Origin of the sequence: Frankia nepalensis, from assembly GCF_016786325.1 — a bacterium.
Classification (GTDB): Bacteria; Actinomycetota; Actinomycetes; order Frankiales; family Frankiaceae; genus Pseudofrankia; species Pseudofrankia nepalensis.
Map to the genome: position 1 here is coordinate 20,953 of NZ_JADWYU010000115.1, position 17,845 is coordinate 38,797.

10 protein-coding genes are annotated in these 17,845 nt (G+C 74.9%); 2 read left to right on the forward strand and 8 right to left on the reverse strand.

The window, feature by feature from the left end; all coding sequences use genetic code 11:
- Positions 1-52 precede the first annotated feature (52 nt).
- The 5 genes from scpA to I6A81_RS14645 all read right to left on the reverse strand — a co-directional run bounded on the left by scpA (position 53) and on the right by I6A81_RS14645 (position 9,219).
- On the reverse strand, positions 53-2,380 hold the full coding sequence (scpA, locus tag I6A81_RS14625; protein WP_203000646.1) for a methylmalonyl-CoA mutase: 2,328 nt from the start codon (positions 2,378-2,380) through the stop codon (positions 53-55).
- Positions 2,380-4,287, reverse strand: a complete 1,908-nt coding sequence (locus I6A81_RS14630; RefSeq protein ID WP_203000644.1) for a methylmalonyl-CoA mutase subunit beta — start codon at positions 4,285-4,287, stop codon at positions 2,380-2,382. Before I6A81_RS14630 ends, scpA begins: the two co-directional genes overlap by 1 nt.
- Before the next feature lie 454 nt (positions 4,288-4,741).
- Entirely contained in the window at positions 4,742-5,731 is a 990-nt protein-coding gene (locus tag I6A81_RS14635; RefSeq protein ID WP_203000642.1) for a type IV toxin-antitoxin system AbiEi family antitoxin domain-containing protein, read from the reverse strand.
- Between the two features lie 827 nt (positions 5,732-6,558).
- Positions 6,559-7,332, reverse strand: a complete 774-nt coding sequence (locus I6A81_RS14640) for a class I SAM-dependent DNA methyltransferase (protein WP_203000640.1) — start codon at positions 7,330-7,332, stop codon at positions 6,559-6,561.
- A gap of 300 nt (positions 7,333-7,632) precedes the next feature.
- On the reverse strand, positions 7,633-9,219 hold the full coding sequence (locus I6A81_RS14645; protein WP_307874668.1) for a phytoene desaturase family protein: 1,587 nt from the start codon (positions 9,217-9,219) through the stop codon (positions 7,633-7,635).
- A gap of 201 nt (positions 9,220-9,420) precedes the next feature.
- On the opposite strand from I6A81_RS14645, the gene I6A81_RS14650 reads away from it, so the two are divergent.
- Both I6A81_RS14650 and I6A81_RS14655 read left to right on the forward strand, forming a co-directional pair.
- Positions 9,421-10,110, forward strand: coding sequence for a response regulator transcription factor (locus tag I6A81_RS14650; RefSeq protein ID WP_203000637.1), 690 nt, complete (start codon positions 9,421-9,423; stop codon positions 10,108-10,110).
- 94 nt (positions 10,111-10,204) lie between these two features.
- Positions 10,205-10,645, forward strand: coding sequence for a response regulator (locus tag I6A81_RS14655; protein ID WP_203000635.1), 441 nt, complete (start codon positions 10,205-10,207; stop codon positions 10,643-10,645).
- 45 nt (positions 10,646-10,690) lie between these two features.
- On the opposite strand, the gene I6A81_RS14660 is transcribed toward I6A81_RS14655, so the two are convergent.
- The 3 genes from I6A81_RS14660 to I6A81_RS14670 form a co-directional block, all read right to left on the reverse strand.
- Positions 10,691-12,850, reverse strand: coding sequence for a sensor histidine kinase (locus I6A81_RS14660; RefSeq protein ID WP_203000633.1), 2,160 nt, complete (start codon positions 12,848-12,850; stop codon positions 10,691-10,693).
- Positions 12,851-12,856: 6 nt separating this feature from the next.
- A complete protein-coding gene (locus I6A81_RS14665; RefSeq protein ID WP_307874669.1) occupies positions 12,857-15,271 on the reverse strand; it encodes an ABC transporter permease in 2,415 nt (804 codons plus the stop codon).
- 66 nt (positions 15,272-15,337) lie between these two features.
- Positions 15,338-17,839 carry an ABC transporter permease gene (locus I6A81_RS14670; RefSeq protein ID WP_203000630.1) on the reverse strand — a complete coding sequence of 834 codons (2,502 nt, stop codon included), beginning with the start codon at positions 17,837-17,839 and terminating at the stop codon, positions 15,338-15,340.
- Positions 17,840-17,845 lie beyond the last annotated feature (6 nt).

Below are 17,845 nucleotides of genomic sequence, written 5' to 3' on the forward strand. Positions count from 1 at the left end.
GGGCCGCGGCACGGGAGCGCGGGCCTCGGTCGTCTCGGAGTCGGTCACCCGGTCAGGCCGCGCCGGCGTCCTCGGCCGCGTCGACGTCCCCGGTCGGGTCGCCCAGGTCGTGGCCGAGCTGGGTGGCGAGGATGGCGAGGACCTCGACGGCGGACTGCGCGACGCTCGTGCCCGGCGGGAAGATCGCCGCGGCGCCGGCGGCGCGCAGCGCGTCGTAGTCCTGGGGCGGGATGACGCCGCCGCAGGTCACCAGGATGTCGGCGCGGTCGAGCCCTGCCAGCTCGGCCCGCAGCTCCGGCACCAGCGTCAGGTGGCCGGCGGCCAGCGACGAGACGCCGATGACCTGTACGTCCGCCTCGACCGCCTGCCGGGCGACCTCGGCCGGCGTCTGGAACAGCGGGCCGACGTCCACGTCGAAGCCGAGGTCGGCGTAGCCGGAGGCGACGACCTTCTGCCCCCGGTCGTGGCCGTCCTGGCCCATCTTGGCGATCAGGATGCGGGGACGACGACCCTCCGCCTGCTCGAACGCGGCGGCCAACGCGCGCGCCCGGCCGATCTCGGGCGACGGCCCGGCCTCGTCGCGGTACACGCCGGAAATCGTACGGATCTGCGCCGCGTGCCGTCCGTGGACCTTCTCCAGCGCGTCGGAGATCTCGCCCACGGTCGCCTTCGCGCGGGCGGCGTCGACCGCGAGCTTGAGCAGGTTGCCGTCCAGCCCACTGGCGCGGGTGCCGGCCTGCGCCTCGTCGGCGGCGCGGGTGAGCGCGGCCAGGGCCGCCTCGACGGCGGCCGGGTCGCGGTCGGCCCGCAGCTGGCGCAGCTTGGCGAGCTGCTCGGCGCGCACCGCGGAGTTGTCCACCTTGAGGACCTCGATGTCCTCCTCGCCGGTGAGGCGGTACTTGTTGACGCCGACGAGCGGCTGGCGGCCCGAGTCGATGCGGGCCTGGGTGCGGGCCGCGACCTCCTCGATCCGCAGTTTCGGGATGCCGGCGTCGATCGCCGCCGCCATGCCGCCGCGCTCCTCGACCTCGGCGATGTGGCCCCACGCCTTGCGGGCCAGGTCGTAGGTGAGCCGCTCGACGTAGTAGGAGCCGCCCCACGGGTCGATCACCCGGGTGGTGCCGGACTCCTGCTGCAGCAGCAGCTGGGTGTTGCGGGCGATGCGGGCGGAGAAGTCGGTCGGCAGCGCCAGTGCCTCGTCCAGGGCGTTGGTGTGCAGCGACTGGGTGTGGCCCTGGGTGGCCGCCATCGCCTCGACGCAGGTGCGGGCGACGTTGTTGAAGACGTCCTGGGCGGTCAGCGACCAGCCGGAGGTCTGCGAGTGCGTCCGCAGCGACAGCGACTTGTCGCTCTTCGGGCCGAACTGCTGCACCAGCCGCGCCCAGAGCAGGCGCGCGGCCCGCATCTTGGCGACCTCCATGAAGAAGTTCATCCCGATGGCCCAGAAGAACGACAGGCGCGGGGCGAACGCGTCGATGTCGAGGCCAGCGGCGAGGCCGGCCCGGATGTACTCCACGCCGTCGGCGAGCGTGTAGGCGAGCTCCAGGTCCGCGCTCGCGCCCGCCTCCTGCATGTGGTAGCCGGAGATGGAGATCGAGTTGAACTTCGGCATCTTCTGCGAGCTGTACGCGAAGATGTCCGAAATGATCTGCATCGACGGCTTCGGCGGGTAGATGTACGTATTGCGGACCATGAACTCTTTGAGGATGTCGTTCTGGATGGTCCCGGCGAGCTGCTCCGGGGCGACACCCTGCTCCTCGGCCGCGACGATGTAGAGCGCGAGGATCGGCAGCACCGCGCCGTTCATCGTCATCGACACGCTCATCTTGTCCAGCGGGATGCCGTCGAACAGCTGGCGCATGTCGTAGATCGAGTCGATCGCGACGCCCGCCATGCCGACGTCACCGGTGACCCGCGGGTGGTCGGAGTCGTAGCCCCGGTGCGTCGGCAGGTCGAACGCGACCGACAGGCCCTTCTGACCGGCGGCCAGGTTACGCCGGTAGAAGGCGTTCGAGTCGGCCGCCGTCGAGAAGCCGGCGTACTGGCGGATCGTCCACGGCTGGGTAACGTACATCGGCGCGTACGGCCCGCGCAGGAACGGCGCGATCCCCGGGTAGGTGCCCAGGAAGTCGAGGCCCGCGGTGTCCGCCGCGGTGTAGAGCGGCTTGACCTCGATGCCCTCCGGGGTGTCCCAGGTCAGCGCGTCGACGTCCTTTCCGGTCGCCGCCTCGACGGCCGCGCGCCACTGAGCTTCCTGCTCCGCGAGAGCGGCGCTGTCCGCCTCCTGGTGCGCGAGAGCGGCGCTGTCAGCGCCGGACGCAGGTGCCGCGAGGCCGAGCTCGACGCCGGAGAAGTCGGGAATCAGGTCCTTGCTGGGCATCAGGCGACCTCGGCCTTCGCTAGTGCGGTGCGCAGGACGTCGACGGCGTCGCAGCCGGTGAAGACGTAGCCCTCGACCCCGGCCGCCGCGTCCGAGTCCGCCCGCTCCCCCGGCTTGCCGGCGAGCCAGACGTGGGTGGCGCCCGCGGCCCTGAGAGCGGCGGCGACGGGCGCGGCGCCGGCCGCGTACACCTTGTCCGACGAGCACAGGCAGGCGACCTTCGCCCCCGAGGCGGCGAACGCGGCGGCGATCGCCGCCGGGTCGTCGCCGGGACCCGCGTTCGGGGTGTCGAACCCACCGGCCTGGAAGAGGTTCGCGGCGAAGGTCGCCCGGGGGGTGAAGGTCGCGAGCGACCCGATCGTCGCGAGGAAGGCCACCGGCCGGGCGCCGGTCGCCGCCAGGTGCGCGTCGGAGCGGGCGCGCAGGTCCTCGTAGTCCTCATCGTAGTGCCGGACCGGCAGCCCGCCGGTCAGGCCCGGCGCCGGCGCCGGGGCCCGCGCGGGCAGCGTCTCCGCGACGTTCGGGAACTCGCTGACGCCGGTCAGCGGCGCGCGGCGCAGCGCCAGGTCCTCCCGGCGGCGCGCCCAGGTCGCGTCGACCCGCTCGCCGACCAGCCCGCTCGCCAGCGCCGCGGCCATCCCGCCGGCGCGCTCGATCTCGGTGAAGAACGCCCAGGCCGCCTCGGCGAGCTCGGCCGTCAGCGCCTCGACGTACCAGGAGCCGCCGGCCGGGTCGATCACCCGGGTCAGGCTGGACTCGTCCTGCAGCAGCGCCTGGATGTTGCGGGCGAGCCTGCGGGAGGTGTCGTCCGGCAGGCCGAGGCGGGCGTCGAACGGCAGCACGGTGATCGCGTCGGCGCCGCCGACGCCGGCGGCGAACGCGGCGATCGTGGTGCGCAGCAGGTTCACGTACGGGTCGCGCCGCGTCATCATCGCCGCCGAGGTGACGGCGTGCTGGCGCTGCGCCCGGTCGGGCTCGGCCGCGCCGCAGACCTCGGCGACCCGGGCCCACAGCAGCCGGGCGGCCCGCAGCTTCGCGATCGTCGAGAACTGGTTCGCGGTCGCGGCGTAGCGGAACTCCAGCTGACCGAGCGCCCCGGCGACGTCGAAGCCCGAGCCGGTGAGCGCGCGCAGATAGGCCACGCCGGTGGCCAGGGACGCGCCCAGTTCCTCCGCGTCGCTGCCGCCGGCGTCGTTGTACGGCGTCGCGTCGACGACGAACGTCCGGACTCCCGGATAGCTGGCGGCGACCCGCTCGGCCAGGCGCGCCGCCTCGTCCAGATGGGCCGTGACCGTGTCGCCGGCGGCGCCCGTGCGGGCGACGAAACCGAGCGGGTCCGCGCCGAGCGTCCCCACCAGCTCCGACGGGGCCACCCCCCGGGCCGCCGCGAGCGCGAGCAGCACGTCGGACGCGGCGGTCGTCGTGACGGCGTCGCCGCCGGTGTCGAGCACGACCGGCGCGAGGTCCAGGTAGACGTCGCGCAGCACGTCCGGCAACGTCTCGACGGCGATGCCGCCCGCCGGGGCGAGGCGCAGCCACAGCGAGGTCGCGCCGCCCTCCAGGTCCGCGAGCGCGGCCTCGGCGGTGGTCTTCGCGTCCGGGTGGGTGTGCTGGGCACGCACGTCCCAGCCGCCGACCGCGCCCGCCGCGCGCCGCCCACGGACGAACGGAGCGTGACCAGGTACGCCGGAGTCGACGGGCGCGCCGTCGGCCGCGGTGTACAGCGGCCTGATCGCGAAACCGTCGTAGGTCGCGGTCGCGAGCAGCGCCTCGACGTCGGCCGGATCGGCCTGCTCACCGGCCGCTCCGGACTTACGTAGCACCGCGAGCACCAGCTTCTGCCAGGCCTCGCGCGACGCCTGCGGGAACAGCGCGGCCAGCTCCAACTCGGCCGGGGGAACGGTCATGACCGGATCGTAGAGTCCCAGGCCCCAAGGAACCCGGATTGTACTCTCAGTCACAACCGCTTGCGAAGAAAGCCGGATCCCACGGCCCCAGAACGGCTCGTCCCAGCGCCACCGAAGGCCCCGACCCGGACCCGGATCGGGAACCGGACCGGGGCCAGGACCAAGGCCGGACCAGGCCAAGACCGGAGCCGGGCCAAGCTTCTCGGCCGCTGTCCGGCCTTATACATCGACTACCTCGACACGATCCGATACCTCGACAGATCCGACTCGGCGGACCAGTCCCGATCGCTACTGTCCCAACGCCTCGCCGCCCAGATCCTGATCGAATCGAGTCATGGTTCCTGGGGCCGCCGGGCCGTCCCCTCATGGATTGCGGTGCCAAACAGGCCGATATCCGCCACCAGAGGCCATGGCCAGATCCCATGCGTAGACGAGGGGAGATGCCGGCCCTCGTCTAGGCCGCTCGTCGGTTCAGGGCGCCGCGGACATCCGCGATCACTTCCGACGGCCGTTCCAGAACATCGGACCAGGTGACGCGCACAATCGTCCAATCAAGGCCACTGAGAGCGTTCTGGCGCTTTCGATCGCGGAAGACTGGTTCGACCCGGTCGAGTGCCCCAATTCCGGCATTCGCCCCGCCACGTGGGACACCACCATGGATCACACCGCCGTGGAAGCGCGCACCGTCGGCCTCCACCGCCACCCGACGGCTCGGGTAGGCGAGGTCGATTCTCGCGACCGGAACGCCAGCCTTGTCACATACCAGCCATTGCAACTGCTCCGGCGGAAGGCCGCCGCTCACGAGAACCAGACGCGTGCGGGTTTCCAGCACGGACTCGGACCGTCCGTCAGCCAGGGACCACCACTGTTCCGCCCGGCTGCGACCCGGTCGACCCGCCGCGGCGGCTCGGACCACGTCGAGTCCGTCCAGACAGCCGGACCGCAGGGCCGCGTCCATGAAGCTGACCGCCTCGCCTCGATCCGCGCAGCCGAGAACGAGGTCGGCCAGCGTGCGGACCGGTGCCGTCACCGGCAGGCCGCACGCCGTAGCGACCTCATCCGCGCGAAGCACGGCGAACCCGATACGGACACCCCGTGCCGGGTGGATCGCGCCACGTCGAGCGACCAGCAGGTGAACCGGCTCGTCAGCGGTCAGCGGCGGCAGGGCATGGGAACAAAGCCCGAGAAGCCGAGCCGCCGTGATCCCGCCAATGACGGCGCCCGGTCGTCCGGCAGGGGCGGCCTGGGCCCTGGCCCGCAGGTCGCCCTCGCTGTCCGCCGCCCCGGCGGCCGCGCGGATCACGTAACTGCCACGGCAGGGTGAATACCACCAGCCACGCGCGACGAACTGTCGGATCTGTTCCCGGGTCAGGCCGGCTTCCAGGGCCTGCCGGTAAGTGATCGCGCCGTTCTGGGCGCGGGCCACCCGTCCCGCGAGCAGCATCTCGGCGGTGGCCGGGTAGAAGGAAGATCGGCGACGCACCGCGCCACGGTCCCCTGAGCGCACCGCGTTGTCGAGCCCGAGCCCACCAGCCTGTGGACAACCTGGCCCCGGCACCGCGCCCTTCGTGACACTGGGCCGGGCCGCGGCCTCCTGGGCCACCGCTAGATCTTGAGGTACCACCCACATCCAAGGATCAGGCCGACTCGGAGGTCGAGGCTCGACCGGAGCTGGGCCAGGTTGGCGGCGTCTGGTCAAAGCACACGACGGACCGCCGCCAACGCTGCGGCGCCTCGCACCCCGAGCCAGAAGATCGGCGCATGACCTGTAGTGGCGGATACCTGCCCATTCGGCACCAGAGGCCATGGGCGGACGGCCCGGCCCCAGAGGCCCTGACTCAATCGGACGTTCTGAAGTGATGCCGAACGTCCGGGCGACCCGAACCGACGAGCGGCCCGGACAGGGCGGAGGCCTGCCCGGCTCCGCTACGCATGAGATCTGGGCATGGCTTCTGGTGGCGGATGCTGGCCTATTCGGCACCAGATCTCATGGGGGACGGCCTGAAAGTCCAGAGGCCATGACTCAATTTGATCATGATCTGGTCCGCGAGGTGCTGGGGCAGGGACGATCGGGGCGGTCCGCCGCGTCGGATCGCGTCGAGGCGTGGAAGCCGGGCGGTGCCCGGGACGCTCGACGAGGCGGCCCAGGCGCGGAGACGTTCAGGCGCGGAGACAGTTGAGGCACCTAGATCGTCCAGGCATGGAGGCGGTGGCGGCACGGACCGGGCGGGAAGGGGCGCTCCCCCGACCGGTCAGGACGCTACGCGCGTGTCAGGCGGGTTTGCGCCAGACGGAGACGTGGGCGGGGCTGGTGCTGGTGAAGGGGGTGGCGGCCCAGTCCGCGTGCCGGGACGCGCGGGTGAGGCCGGCGAGCGCGGCCATCAGGTCGAGTTCGGCGGGAAAGGCGTAGCGGAGGTTGACCGGGTAGGACTCGATGCCACGGGGACCAACGACGATGTGGTTGCCACGGACCGTCTGGGAGTTGCGGTCGTGCACGGTGGCGATCAGCTTGGACTCGTCGCCGGCGATTGCCTCCACGCCGAACCGCGTGCCGTTCGGGAAGAGACACTGGTCAGGGACGAAGGCGCGCATCGCGAAGGCGCCACCGGGCGCTAGGGCACCGGCGACCGCGGCGAAGCACCTCACTTGTTCCTCCTGCGAGGGCAGCGCGAAGAACGTGTTGAAGACGACGTAGATGAGCTGGAAACCGCCAAAGGGTCCGGCCGCCTCAGCCAGAACGACAGGGTCGCCGAAGTCGCCGATCGTCACGGAAATGTCCGTTCCACCTGGCTTTGACCACAGACGGCCCACCATCCGCTCGGACGCGTCAATGCCGACGACCTTCACCCCGGCGGCCGCCAGCGGAAGGGCGGCGCGGCCCGTGCCGATTCCCAGCTCCAGCGCCGGGCCGTCCCCGGCCAGCCCGGCGAGCATCTCGACGGCGGCCGGCATCGCCGGCTCCAGGTCGTCATACCAATCGTCATAGACGTCCGCGAGCCGGTCCCCGTATTCGGCGGGGTCCCATCCACCGGGCAATTCGGCCATGCCGGCAAGCCTGCCAGCGGCCCCGGCGGCCCGCACCCCATTTTCGGCCGGCTTCCCGCGCCACCGAGGATCGCCTGACCAAGGGCCGCGTGGAAGTCCTCCTCGGCCGGATCACACCGGCGCGGATCCACGGGCGCGGACGAGTTCGGCTGCCCCGGTCGTTCGTCAGCGCGGCGAGCAGGCCGCCGCGGCGCCGGTCCGGCGCGGCCCCGGACCGGGCCCGGACCGGGGAGGCCCGGTCCGGGGAGGCCCGGTCCGGGGACGCCCGGTCCGGGGACATGGATCAGGCTTGCCCCGGGGTCAGCCAGCCACCCCGGCGCGGCGCAGCGCGAGGCGGGCGGCGTGGTAGCCGGACATGCCGTGGGTACCGGCGCCGGGCGGGGTGGAGGAGGAGCAGAGGTAGACGCCGGGCAGCGGGGTGGCCCAGGGATGGCGGGACAGGACGGGCCGGGCGACGAGCTGGCGCAGGTCGGCGGTGCCGCCGCCGATGTCGCCGCCGATCTCGTTGGCGTTGTGCGCCTCCAGCGCCGCCGGGCCCATGGTGTGGCGGGCGAGGATCCGGTCGCGGAAGCCGGGGGCGAAGCGCTCGACCTGGGCCTCGATCGCCGCGGTCATGTCCACGGTCGAGCCGAGCGGGACGTGGCAGTATGCCCAGCCGGTGTGCCTGCCCTCCGGCGCCCGGGTCGGGTCGGCGGCCGTGGCCTGGACGAACAGGACGAACGGGCGCTCCGGGTGCCGGCCGCGGGCCACGGCGCGCTCGGCGGCGGCGACCTCGGCGAGGGTGCCACCCAGGTGCACCGTCCCGGCGCTGGCCACCGCCTCGTCCCGCCACGGCACCGGGCCGTCGAGCGCCCAGTCGACCTTGAACACCCCCGGGCCGTACCGGTAGCGCGCGAGCGCGGCGCGGTAGCGCGCCGGCAGCTCGTCGCCGGCGATCCGCAGTACCTGGCGGGGGGTGAGGTCGAGCAGCACCGCCCGCGCCGGTGGCAGCTCCCGCAGGCTCGTCACCGGGTGGCCGGTGACGAGCTCGCCGCCGAGCGCCCGCAGCCGGGCGACGAGCGCGTCGGCCAGCGACTGCGAGCCGCCGACGGCGACCGGCCAGCCGACCTGGTGGGCGCTCACGCCCAGGAGCAGGCCGTACGCCGCGGTCATCGGCTGGCCCAGGTCGAGCATCGAGTGCGCGGCGAGGCCGCCGAGCAGCGCCCTGGCCGCGTCGCCGCGCAGCGCCACCCCGGCGAGCGCCGTCGCCGGCCACACGCCGACCACGCCGAACCGGGCCAGCGCGAACGGCGCCGCCGGCGGCAGGTCCAGCAGCGACAGCACCCCGTCGGTCAGCCGCGGCCCGGCCGCCACGAGCGGACCGAGCAGCCTCGCCCACCCGGCCGGGTCGGCGGCCAGCCGCCCGCCGCCGGCCACGGCGCCGAGCCCGGCGGCCGTCGCGGCGACGTCGCGCCGCAGGAGCGCGGCCGCCCGGCCGTCGAGCGGATGGGCGAGCGGAACCGGCGGGTGGGCCCACCGGACCGGCGGGCCGGCCTGGCCGGCCGGACCGGCCAGCCCGCCGGGGCCGGCCTGGCCGCCCGCGGCGGCCCCGGGCGCGTCCGCCCCGGCCGCGTCCGCGCCGTAGGCACGCAGCGCCGGCGACGCGGCGGCCAGCGCCAGGACCGTGGCGCAGACGTCATGCCGGAAGCCGGGAAGGGTCAGCTCCTCCGTGCGCAGCCCGCCGCCGGGCTGGCTGGCGGCCTCCAGGACGAGAACCCGCCACCCGGCCTCCGCGAGCGTCACCGCCGCCGCCAGGCCGTTGGGTCCCGCGCCCACGACGACCGCGTCGACGTCCACCGGCCGGTCCCCCGCCCGTGTTCCGTCACCCTGGGCCAGCACGCCCGTCACCTCCGCCGCTCCCGCGGCACACTCTCCCACGCCCCATCCCGGTTCGTTCCAGTGGACGACGCCCTGCCAACGGCCCGAGCCGGGCCCACCCGAGGCGGCACGCCCCGCGCCAGGGCTGGGCCGGGCCGCGTCACCGGCCGGGCCTCGTCACCGAGCGGACAGAGACACCAGAGCGTGATCGTCTTTCGGTAGTCTGCGGGTGTGTCACTGCGCATCGTGCTTGCCGACGACTCCCTGATCGTGCGCGAGGGCGTGCGCGGGATGCTGGACAGCCAGCCCGGTCTCGAGGTCGTCGGGACCTGCGCGGACCTGGACTCCCTGCTGGCCTCGGTGGCGGAGCTCGCTCCGGACGTGGTGGTGACCGACGTGCGGATGCCGCCGACGAACACCGACGAGGGCATTCGCGCCGCCGCGCAGCTGCGGGCCAGCCACCCGGGGGTCGGTGTCGTCGTCCTGTCCCAGTACGCGGACCCCGAGTACGCCCTGAATCTCCTCGAACACGGCAGCGGCGGGCGGGCGTACCTGGTGAAGGACGCGGTCGGCGAGCCGGGACAGCTGGCCGGCGCGGTGCGCGCCGTGGCGGCCGGCCGGTCCGTGGTCGACCCCGCCGTCGTGGAGGCGCTGGTGGCCGCGCGGGCGGCGCCGAAGGCCTCTCCGCTGGCCACGCTCACCGAGCGGGAGCACGCCGTGCTGGCGCAGATCGCGCAGGGCAAGAGCAACGCCGCCGCCGGCGCGGCCCTGTACCTGAGCGAGCGCGCGGTCGAGAAGCACATCAACACCCTGTTCGCCAAGCTGGGCCTCGCGGCGGAGGCGGACACGAACCGCCGGGTCAAGGCGGTCCTCATCTACCTGGCCGAGGACCGCGGCCCCAACCGGCTGGCCGCCCGGTAGGTCTCGCGGCCGGCGTCCCAGGGGGTGCTGGCACCCTCCCGGCGCGGCGGCTGGCTTCCTTGTCCCTGGTCACAGCGGCGCGGACCATGGCCGTATGCGGACACCGGACGCCGACCTCGCCGCCGCGGCCAGCGCCAGCTCGGCCGGCGCGCCCCTCGGGGTGCTCGTCGTCGACGACCAGGCGCTGTTCCGCGAGGTCGCGCGCTACCTGGTCGGGGCGCTGCCTGGCTGGTCCGTGGTCGCCGAGGCGGCCTCCGGCGAGGAGGGCGTCGAGCTCGCCGGGCGGATCCGCCCGGCCCTCGTGCTGATGGATGTGCACCTCCCGGGCATCGACGGGGTCGAGGCGACCCGCAGGATCGTCGCCGGCGACCCGTCGGCCGCCGTGCTGCTGATGTCGTCGTACGGCGTCGAGGATCTTCCGCCCGGCGCCGCCGCGTGCGGCGCCGTCGGCTACGTGCGCAAGGACGAGCTGACCCCACGGACGCTGAGGGGCGCCGTCGCGGGCCACGGCCAGCGCGAGCTCGGCGACCGGTAGGGAGCCCGGCCACCGGGCGCGGGCCCCGCTACCGCTCACGGGCGGCTACTGCTCACGGGCCGGCAGCGGCACGCTGCCGCGCACGCGGGTACCGGCGCCGGGCGACGACTCGACCTGGACGTTTCCCCCGAAGGCGCCCACCCGGTCGCGCATGTTCTCGAACCCGTGGCCAGCGGTCGCCGCCGGGTCGAAGCCGGCGCCGTCGTCGGCCACCTCGAACCGGATCGCGCCGTCCTCGGCGATCACAGTGATCATCACCTCGGCGTCGGCGCCCGCGTGCTTGCCGGCGTTCTGCAGCGCCTCGAGGCAGCAGAAGTAGACAGCGGCCTCCAGGTCAGGCGGGTAGCGGTCCGGGCCTGCCTCGACGAAGCAGTCCAGCGGGCCTCTGGTGGCCGCCGCCCGCAGCGCCGGGGCGAGGCCGTGGTCGCGCAGCAGCGGCGGGTAGATGCCGTGCGCCAGCTCCCGCAGCGCCCCCGCCGCGGAGCGGACGTCCGCGTGCAGGCCGGTCAGGAGCGGGCCGAGAGCCGCCGGGTTGGTCTCGGCGACCTGCGCCGCGAGCCCCACCTTCACCGAGAGGCCTACGAGGTGCTGCTGGGCGCCGTCGTGCAGGTCGCGTTCCAGGCGGCGGCGAGCGGCGTCGGCGGTGGTCACGATGCGTGCCCGGGACGCGACCAGCTCGGCGTTGCGCTCCCGCAGCTGCTCCAGCGACTCCTGCAGGGCGCTGTCGAGCGACAGGTTGTGCAGCGCGAGGCCCACCTGCCGGGCCAGCTCCACCAGCACCCGGTCCTCGGCCGGGGTGAACGGGCCCGCCGACGGCGGCCGGCGCACCACCAGCAGCCCGAGCAGGCGGCCCAGGTGGGTGATCGGGGCGACACGCACCAGCTCGTCGCCGGCCCGCAGGCCGGGCAGCCACATCGCGATCCAGGTGTTGCCGCCGGTCCTGGCGCTGGTGACCACGGCCCACTCGCGGTCGCCGAGCGTCAGCCGGGCGGCGGGCCGCTCGGGCAGGCTGACCATCCGGGCCAGCGTGCCGTCACCACCCGTCCAGATCTCGGCGCCCGCCGGCCCGAGGGTGGCCCGCAACAGCTCGGTGAGCTGCAGAAACAGCTCATCCATGGGGACGGACCTGGTCATCCTGGTGCCGAACGTCGCGAGCAGCCGGTCCGGCGGCAGCGCGGCACCGCGCACCGCGCGGTCCGCGACGCCGGCCAGCCAGGACCGGGCGGGCAGCGCGAGCACCGCGCATACGAAGGCCGCCAGCAGCGAGAGCGTGAGGATCTCCCGCTCGCCGGCGCCGGGCCGGCGCCCGAGCCCGAGCACGAGGGCCAGGTAGACCACGGCCACGCCCACCGCGAGCCCGGCGACGGTGACGCCCTCGACGAAGGCGCGCGGCCCGTACCGGGCCAGCCGGGGATGCGCCCCGGCCGCCATGGCGAACGGCACCAGCACCCAGGCGGCGAGCACCGCCGGCGCGGGGTCGGCCGGAAGATCCAGCAGCAGGCTGCCGGCGCCGACGACCGCCGCGGCGGCGACGGCGACGACCGTGCCCGCCCCGGTCCACAGCAGCGCCCACCTGGTCCTGCTGCCCGTACCCGCCCCGGCCTGGCCGCGTGCCGAGCCGTCGGTCCGAGGGCTGTGCAGGTTGACGAGCACCAGGTGGCAGGCCGCCACATACAGCGCGCCGAGGGCGGCCAGGGCAGCCAGCGCCGGCGCGTACGCCGCCGAGCCCGGCGCGACGACGACGGCGACGGCCGTGGCCCCGGCGGCCAGCAGGCCCGCGAACCCGAGCCGGCCGACGCCCACGAGCGCGCCGTCGGACGGGACGGCCAGCGCGAGCGCCCAGACCGCGACCGCGAAGGCCGCCAGCCGCGGTTCCAGCAGCGCGCCGGCCTGGACGGCGGCGACCACCGCGGCGACCCAGGCGAGCCGGCGCGGCCGGGCGGACCGGGCGACGACGGCGAGCACGGCCCAGCTGGCGATCGAGGCCAGCCCGACCGTGCGCACGGCGTCGTCGAGCGGCTGGTCACCGGCCAGTGGCGGGGCGTCCGCCGTGCCGACGAGGCGCGGCCCGGCGAGCGCCACCGCGAACGCCGCCAGGAGGAGGAGGGTGGGCAGCCACGCCAGCGCTCGCGTGGCAACGCCGGAGAGGCCGCGGGCGACGGGCACGCCGACGGCTGGCGTGGTACTCGGAGTGGGGCCGGTCATCGTCGCTCACTCGGCTCGCAGGACGTCCGGCACGTGCAGGCGGGCCGCGCGCCGGGCCGGAACGGACGCCAGCAGACCCACCGCGAGGACGGCGGTCGGCACGGCGAGCGCCAGCGCGAGCGCCGCGACCGGCGGCACGTAGATCAGCGGAGTGCTCGTCGCGACCGCCCGCCACAGCGCGCGGCCGAGCAGCACGCCGACCGGCACGCCCACGGCCAGGCCGATGGCCCCGATCACGGCGGCCTGGGTCAGCACGATCGCCCGCGCCTGCCACCGGGTCGTGCCCAGCGCGCGCAGCACCGCGACCTCGTGCCGGCGGCGGCGCACCCCGACGAACAGGGCGTGCCCGACCGCGCCGACGGCGAGCACCCCCAGGAAGGCTCCCAGAAAGCGCGGCAGGACGGCGACGCCGCGGAAGCGGTCCTGCGCCTCAAGCGGGAGCTCGTCGCCGACGACGAAGAAGGCGTCGTCGGCGCCGACGGCCTCGTTGAGCCGGTCACGCACGGCGAGCGTGCTGGCCCCGGGCCGCAGCTCGACGCGGACCTCGTGGTACTTGAAGCCGCCGTCGAACAGCGCGTGGTAGCCACTCGCGCTCACCCAGCCGCCCTCGTCGTAGGTGGTGTGCGGGTCCTGGGGAACGAAGGCCAGCCCGGTCAGCCGCATCGGCGTGCCGTCCGCTGGGTCCCGCCCGGCCACGGTGAGGACGTCGCCCACCCTGGCGCCGGTCCGACGCGCGACGCCGGGCGCCAGCACGATCTCGCCCGGCGTGGCCGGCAGCCGGCCGGCGAGCACCTGGACCGACGACGGGCGTCCGGCCACCTCGTCGAGGCTGAACACCGTCACCGGCCGGCGCTCGACCGTCGCGACGCCGACCCGGGTGTCGTTGACCGCGACCACGTCGGGGTCGGCCGCCGCGGCGCGCACGACGTCGTCGGCCGGCCCGAAGTCGCGGTCGTTGAAGCCGACGATGCTCACGACCGCGAAGGTCTGCCCGAACCGGGCGGGGTTGGCCGCCGCGTCGGCGACACCGGCCTGGAACGTCAGCGAGCCCACCACGCCGAGGACGCCGACGACCGCGCCCACCAGCGCCGGCCGGACGGCGGCGCCGGCCCGGCCCGGTTCAAGCGCGAACCGCACGCCCGTCAGCACCGGGACCGGGAGGCCGAGGCGGTAGGCCAGGCGCGCGGCCGCGGATCCGCGCGGCCGGGCCGGCCGGACGCCGCCCACCGACGTGGCGAAGGCCGTCGTGGTCGCCGCGACGGCCACCAGCAGCAGCGTCACGCCCGAGACGGCGAGGATCACCGAAACGTCGAGGTCGACGCCCGGCTCGGGCTCGACCAGCGCCGCGGAGCCGAGCGGGAACAGCGGCGAGACGGCCACCGCCGCGCCCGCCCCGGCGAGCAGCCCGGCGGCCGTGGCCAGGACCGGCCCGGCGGCGGCCGCGACGGTGGCCTGCCGGGTGGTCAGACCGAGCGTGCGCAGCACGCCGAGATCGGCGGTCGCGCCGATCACGAGCCGGACGACGGCCTGCCCGAGCAGGACCACCGCGGCGAGGTAGGCCGCCAGCGCGAAGGCGGCCAGCCCCGCGGCTTCGAACGTCGTGGTCTCGCGGAACTTCCGCTGGTCCTCGACGACGTTGAGGGTCTCGACGGGATGGGTCGCCAGCCGGTCGAGCGCCTCCTGGAACGCGGGTATCCCGGCGGCGCCGGCGCTAAGCCGGACCATGGCGTTCACGATGGCCGCGTCACCGGTGGCGCCGACCAGGTTCTCCCGGTAGGTCTCGGTGAACGCGAAGGTGGTCCCGAGGCCGCCAGGAGAGTCCTGGGGTTCGCGCGTCCACCAGCCGGACCGGACGACACCGACGATCGTGAGCGGCTGGCGCGGGCCCGTGTAGGAGATCGGCTCCTCGTTCAGGGCGGCGGCGTCGGTCGCCGCGGGCGTCGGCAGGAGCGCCGTCACCGTGTCGCCGACCGACAGCCCGGTCGTCTCGACGAAGCGTGGGCTGACGACGGCCTCGTCGGCCCGGGCCGGGTCGGGGAGCCGGCCGGCCAGCACCGCGGGGCGTTCGACCGTCCGCATGGTCTCGTCGTCCATCGCGGGAGACAGAACCTCGATCTCCGGGTGGCCTTCGATGGCATAGCTGCCGGTGAGCAGGATGGTGCCCACCGCCTCCACGCCGGGCAGGCGACGCACGGCCTCCCAGTCGAAGCCGGGCTCGTTCGGCACGGCGGCCACCGTGGCCGGCGACGTGACGGCGAGGATCCGGTCGAGCGCCGAGGCGCCGCGGCGGGCGCCGGCCGCGGCGGTCATGACAGTGCCGGTGGCCAGCGCGACCAGCAGTGCGAGCATGAGCAGGGACAGCCAGCGGCGCCGCAGGTCGAGCCGCAGCCACGCCCAGACCGGCCGCCAGACGCGCGCCACCGGACTACCCCCGACCCGCGTGCGCCCATCCGTGGCCGCCTCCGAAGTTCTGATTGTCATCGTCGCTCACTCGGCTCGCAGGACGTCCGGCACGCGCAGGCGGGCCGCGCGCCGGGCAGGAACGGACGCCAGGACACCCACGGTGACGATCACGGCCGGGACGACGAGCGCGAGAGCGGCCGTCGCGAGGGGCGGCACGTAGATCAGCGGAGTGCTCGTCGCGATCGCCCGCCACAGCGCGCGGCCGAGCAGGACGCCGACCGGCACGCCGACGGCCAGGCCGACGAGCACGATGACGGCGGCCTGGGTCAGCACGATCGCCCGCGACTGCCAGCGGGTGGTGCCCAGGGCGCGCAGCACCGCGACCTCGTGCCGGCGGCGGCGCACCCCGACGAACAGGGCATGCCCGACCGTGCCCACGGCGAGCACACCCAGGAAGGCCCCGAGGAGGCGGGGCAGGGCGGCGATGCCCAAGAAGCGGTTCATCGCGTCGATCGGTAGCTCGTCGGTCAGGACATAAAAGACGTCGCCGGCGCCGGCGGCCTCGTTGAGCCGGTCGCGCACGGCCGGCGCGCTGGCGCCCGGCCGCAGCTCGACGTGGAACTCGTGGTACTTGAAGCCGTCCGGGAACAGCGCGCGATAGCCGGCCGCGCTCACCCAGCCGCCCTGGTTGTAGTCGGTGTGCGAGTCCTGCGGGACGAACGCCAGCCCGGTCACCCGCATCGGCCTGCCGTCCGCCAGGCTCCGCCCGGTGACGGTGACGATGTCGCCCACCCTGGCGCCGGCCCGGCTGGCGACGCCGGGTGCCAGCACGATCTCGCCCGGGGTCGCCGGCAGGCGGCCGGACAGCACCGGGACCGACAGCGGGCGGCCGGTGCCCGGGTCGAGGCTGAACAGCGTCACCGGCCGGCGCTCGACGGTCGCGACGTCGACCAGCGTGTCGTTGACCGCGAGCACGTCGCGGTCGGCGGCCACGAGGCGCCTGATGTCGTCGGCCGGCGCGAAGTCCTCGCCGCCCCAGCCGACGACGCTTCCAACCTCGAAGCTCTGCCCGAATCGGGCGGGGTTGGCCGCCGCGTCGGCGACGCCGCTCTGGAATGTCAGCGAGCCCAGCACGCCGAGGACGCCGACGACCGCGCCGACCAGCGCCGGGCGCACCGCGGCACCGGCCCGGCCCGGTTCGAGCGCGAACCGTAGTCCGGTCAGCACCGGGGCCGGAAGGCCCGCGCGGTAGGCCAGCCGCGCGAACCCCGACCCGCGTGGCCGCGCGGGCCGGATCCCGCGCACCGAGGCGGCGAACGCCGTCGTGGTCGCCGCCACGGCGACCAGCAGCACCGTCACGCCTACCACCGCGGCAAGCACCGCGAGGTCGACGTCGAAGCCCGGCCTGGGCTCGACGTCCGCCGCGGAGCCGATGGGGAACAGCGGCGAGACGGCCGCCGCCGCGACGGCCCCGGCAAGCGCCCCGGCGGTGGTGGCGAGCACGGGGCCGGCCGCGGCCGCGACGGTGGCCTGCCGGGTGGTCAGACCGAGCGTGCGCAGCACGCCGAGGTCGGCGGTCGCGCCGATCACGAACCGGACGACGGCCTGCCCGACCAGGACCACGGCGGCGAGGTAGGCCGCCAGCGCGAACGCGGCCAGCGCGCCGGCCTCGAAGGTGGTGGTGGCCCGGTAGTCCGCCGCCTCCTTGACGATGTCGAAGGCGTCGACCGGGTGTTTCGCCAGCCGGTCGAGCGCGGCCTGGAAGGCCGGTATCCCGGCGGCGCCGTCGCGCAGCCGGACCAGGCCGACCACAAAGGCCTGGTCGCCGGTGCCGACCAGGTTCTCCCGGTAGGCCTCGGTGAACCCGTAGGTGGTCTGGATGCCGCCGAGGTAGGCCGGATCGTCGTGGAACCACCAGAAGGAGCGGACAACGCCGACGATCGTGAGCCGCTGGCGCGGACCAGAGAACGAGACCGAGGCCGGACCGTTGTTGGCCAACATGGCGTCTGTCTCGGCCGGGGTCGGCAGGATCGCGGTCACGGTGTCCCCCACCGACAGCCCTGAGTGCTCAAGGAAGCGTGAGCTGACGACCGCCTCGTCCACCCGGGCCGGGTCCGCGAGCCGGCCGGCCAGGACGACCGGGCGCTCGACCGTCCGGTTGATCTCGGTGTCCATGGGCACGCCGCCGATTTCCACCCCGGGGTGGCCTTCAATGGAAAAGGTGCCGGACGCCAGGAACGTGCCCACGGCCGCCACGCCGGGCAGGCGCCGCGCGGCCTCCCAGTCGAAGCCGGGCCCGCCAGGCCCGCCCGGCACCGGCATCAGCGTGACGGGCAGCGTGACGTCGAGCATCCGGTCGAGGGCGGAGGCGCCGCGGCGGGCGCCGGCCGCGGCGGTCATGACCGTGCCCGTGGCGAGCGCGACCAGCAGCGCGAGCGCGAGCAGGGACAGCCAGCGCCGCCGCAGGTCCAGCCGTAGCCACGCCCAGACCGGGCGCCACAGGCCGGCCACCGGGCCCGTGACGCCACGCGGCCTTGGGCCGGGCGCATTGTCCGCGGCTCGATCGGACCTCTGCTTCGTGGTCATAGCGGT

Excerpts from the sequence above, each read along its gene's own strand:
- scpA (WP_203000646.1), bottom strand. The coding sequence starts at position 2,380 with ATGCCCAGCAAGGACCTGATTCCCGACTTCTCCGGCGTCGAGCTCGGC.
- I6A81_RS14630 (WP_203000644.1), bottom strand. The coding sequence starts at position 4,287 with ATGACCGTTCCCCCGGCCGAGTTGGAGCTGGCCGCGCTGTTCCCGCAG.
- I6A81_RS14635 (WP_203000642.1), bottom strand. The coding sequence starts at position 5,731 with ATGCTGCTCGCGGGACGGGTGGCCCGCGCCCAGAACGGCGCGATCACT.
- I6A81_RS14640 (WP_203000640.1), bottom strand. The coding sequence starts at position 7,332 with ATGGCCGAATTGCCCGGTGGATGGGACCCCGCCGAATACGGGGACCGG.
- I6A81_RS14655 (WP_203000635.1), top strand. The coding sequence starts at position 10,205 with ATGCGGACACCGGACGCCGACCTCGCCGCCGCGGCCAGCGCCAGCTCG.
- I6A81_RS14660 (WP_203000633.1), bottom strand. The coding sequence starts at position 12,850 with ATGACCGGCCCCACTCCGAGTACCACGCCAGCCGTCGGCGTGCCCGTC.
- I6A81_RS14670 (WP_203000630.1), bottom strand. The coding sequence starts at position 17,839 with ATGACCACGAAGCAGAGGTCCGATCGAGCCGCGGACAATGCGCCCGGC.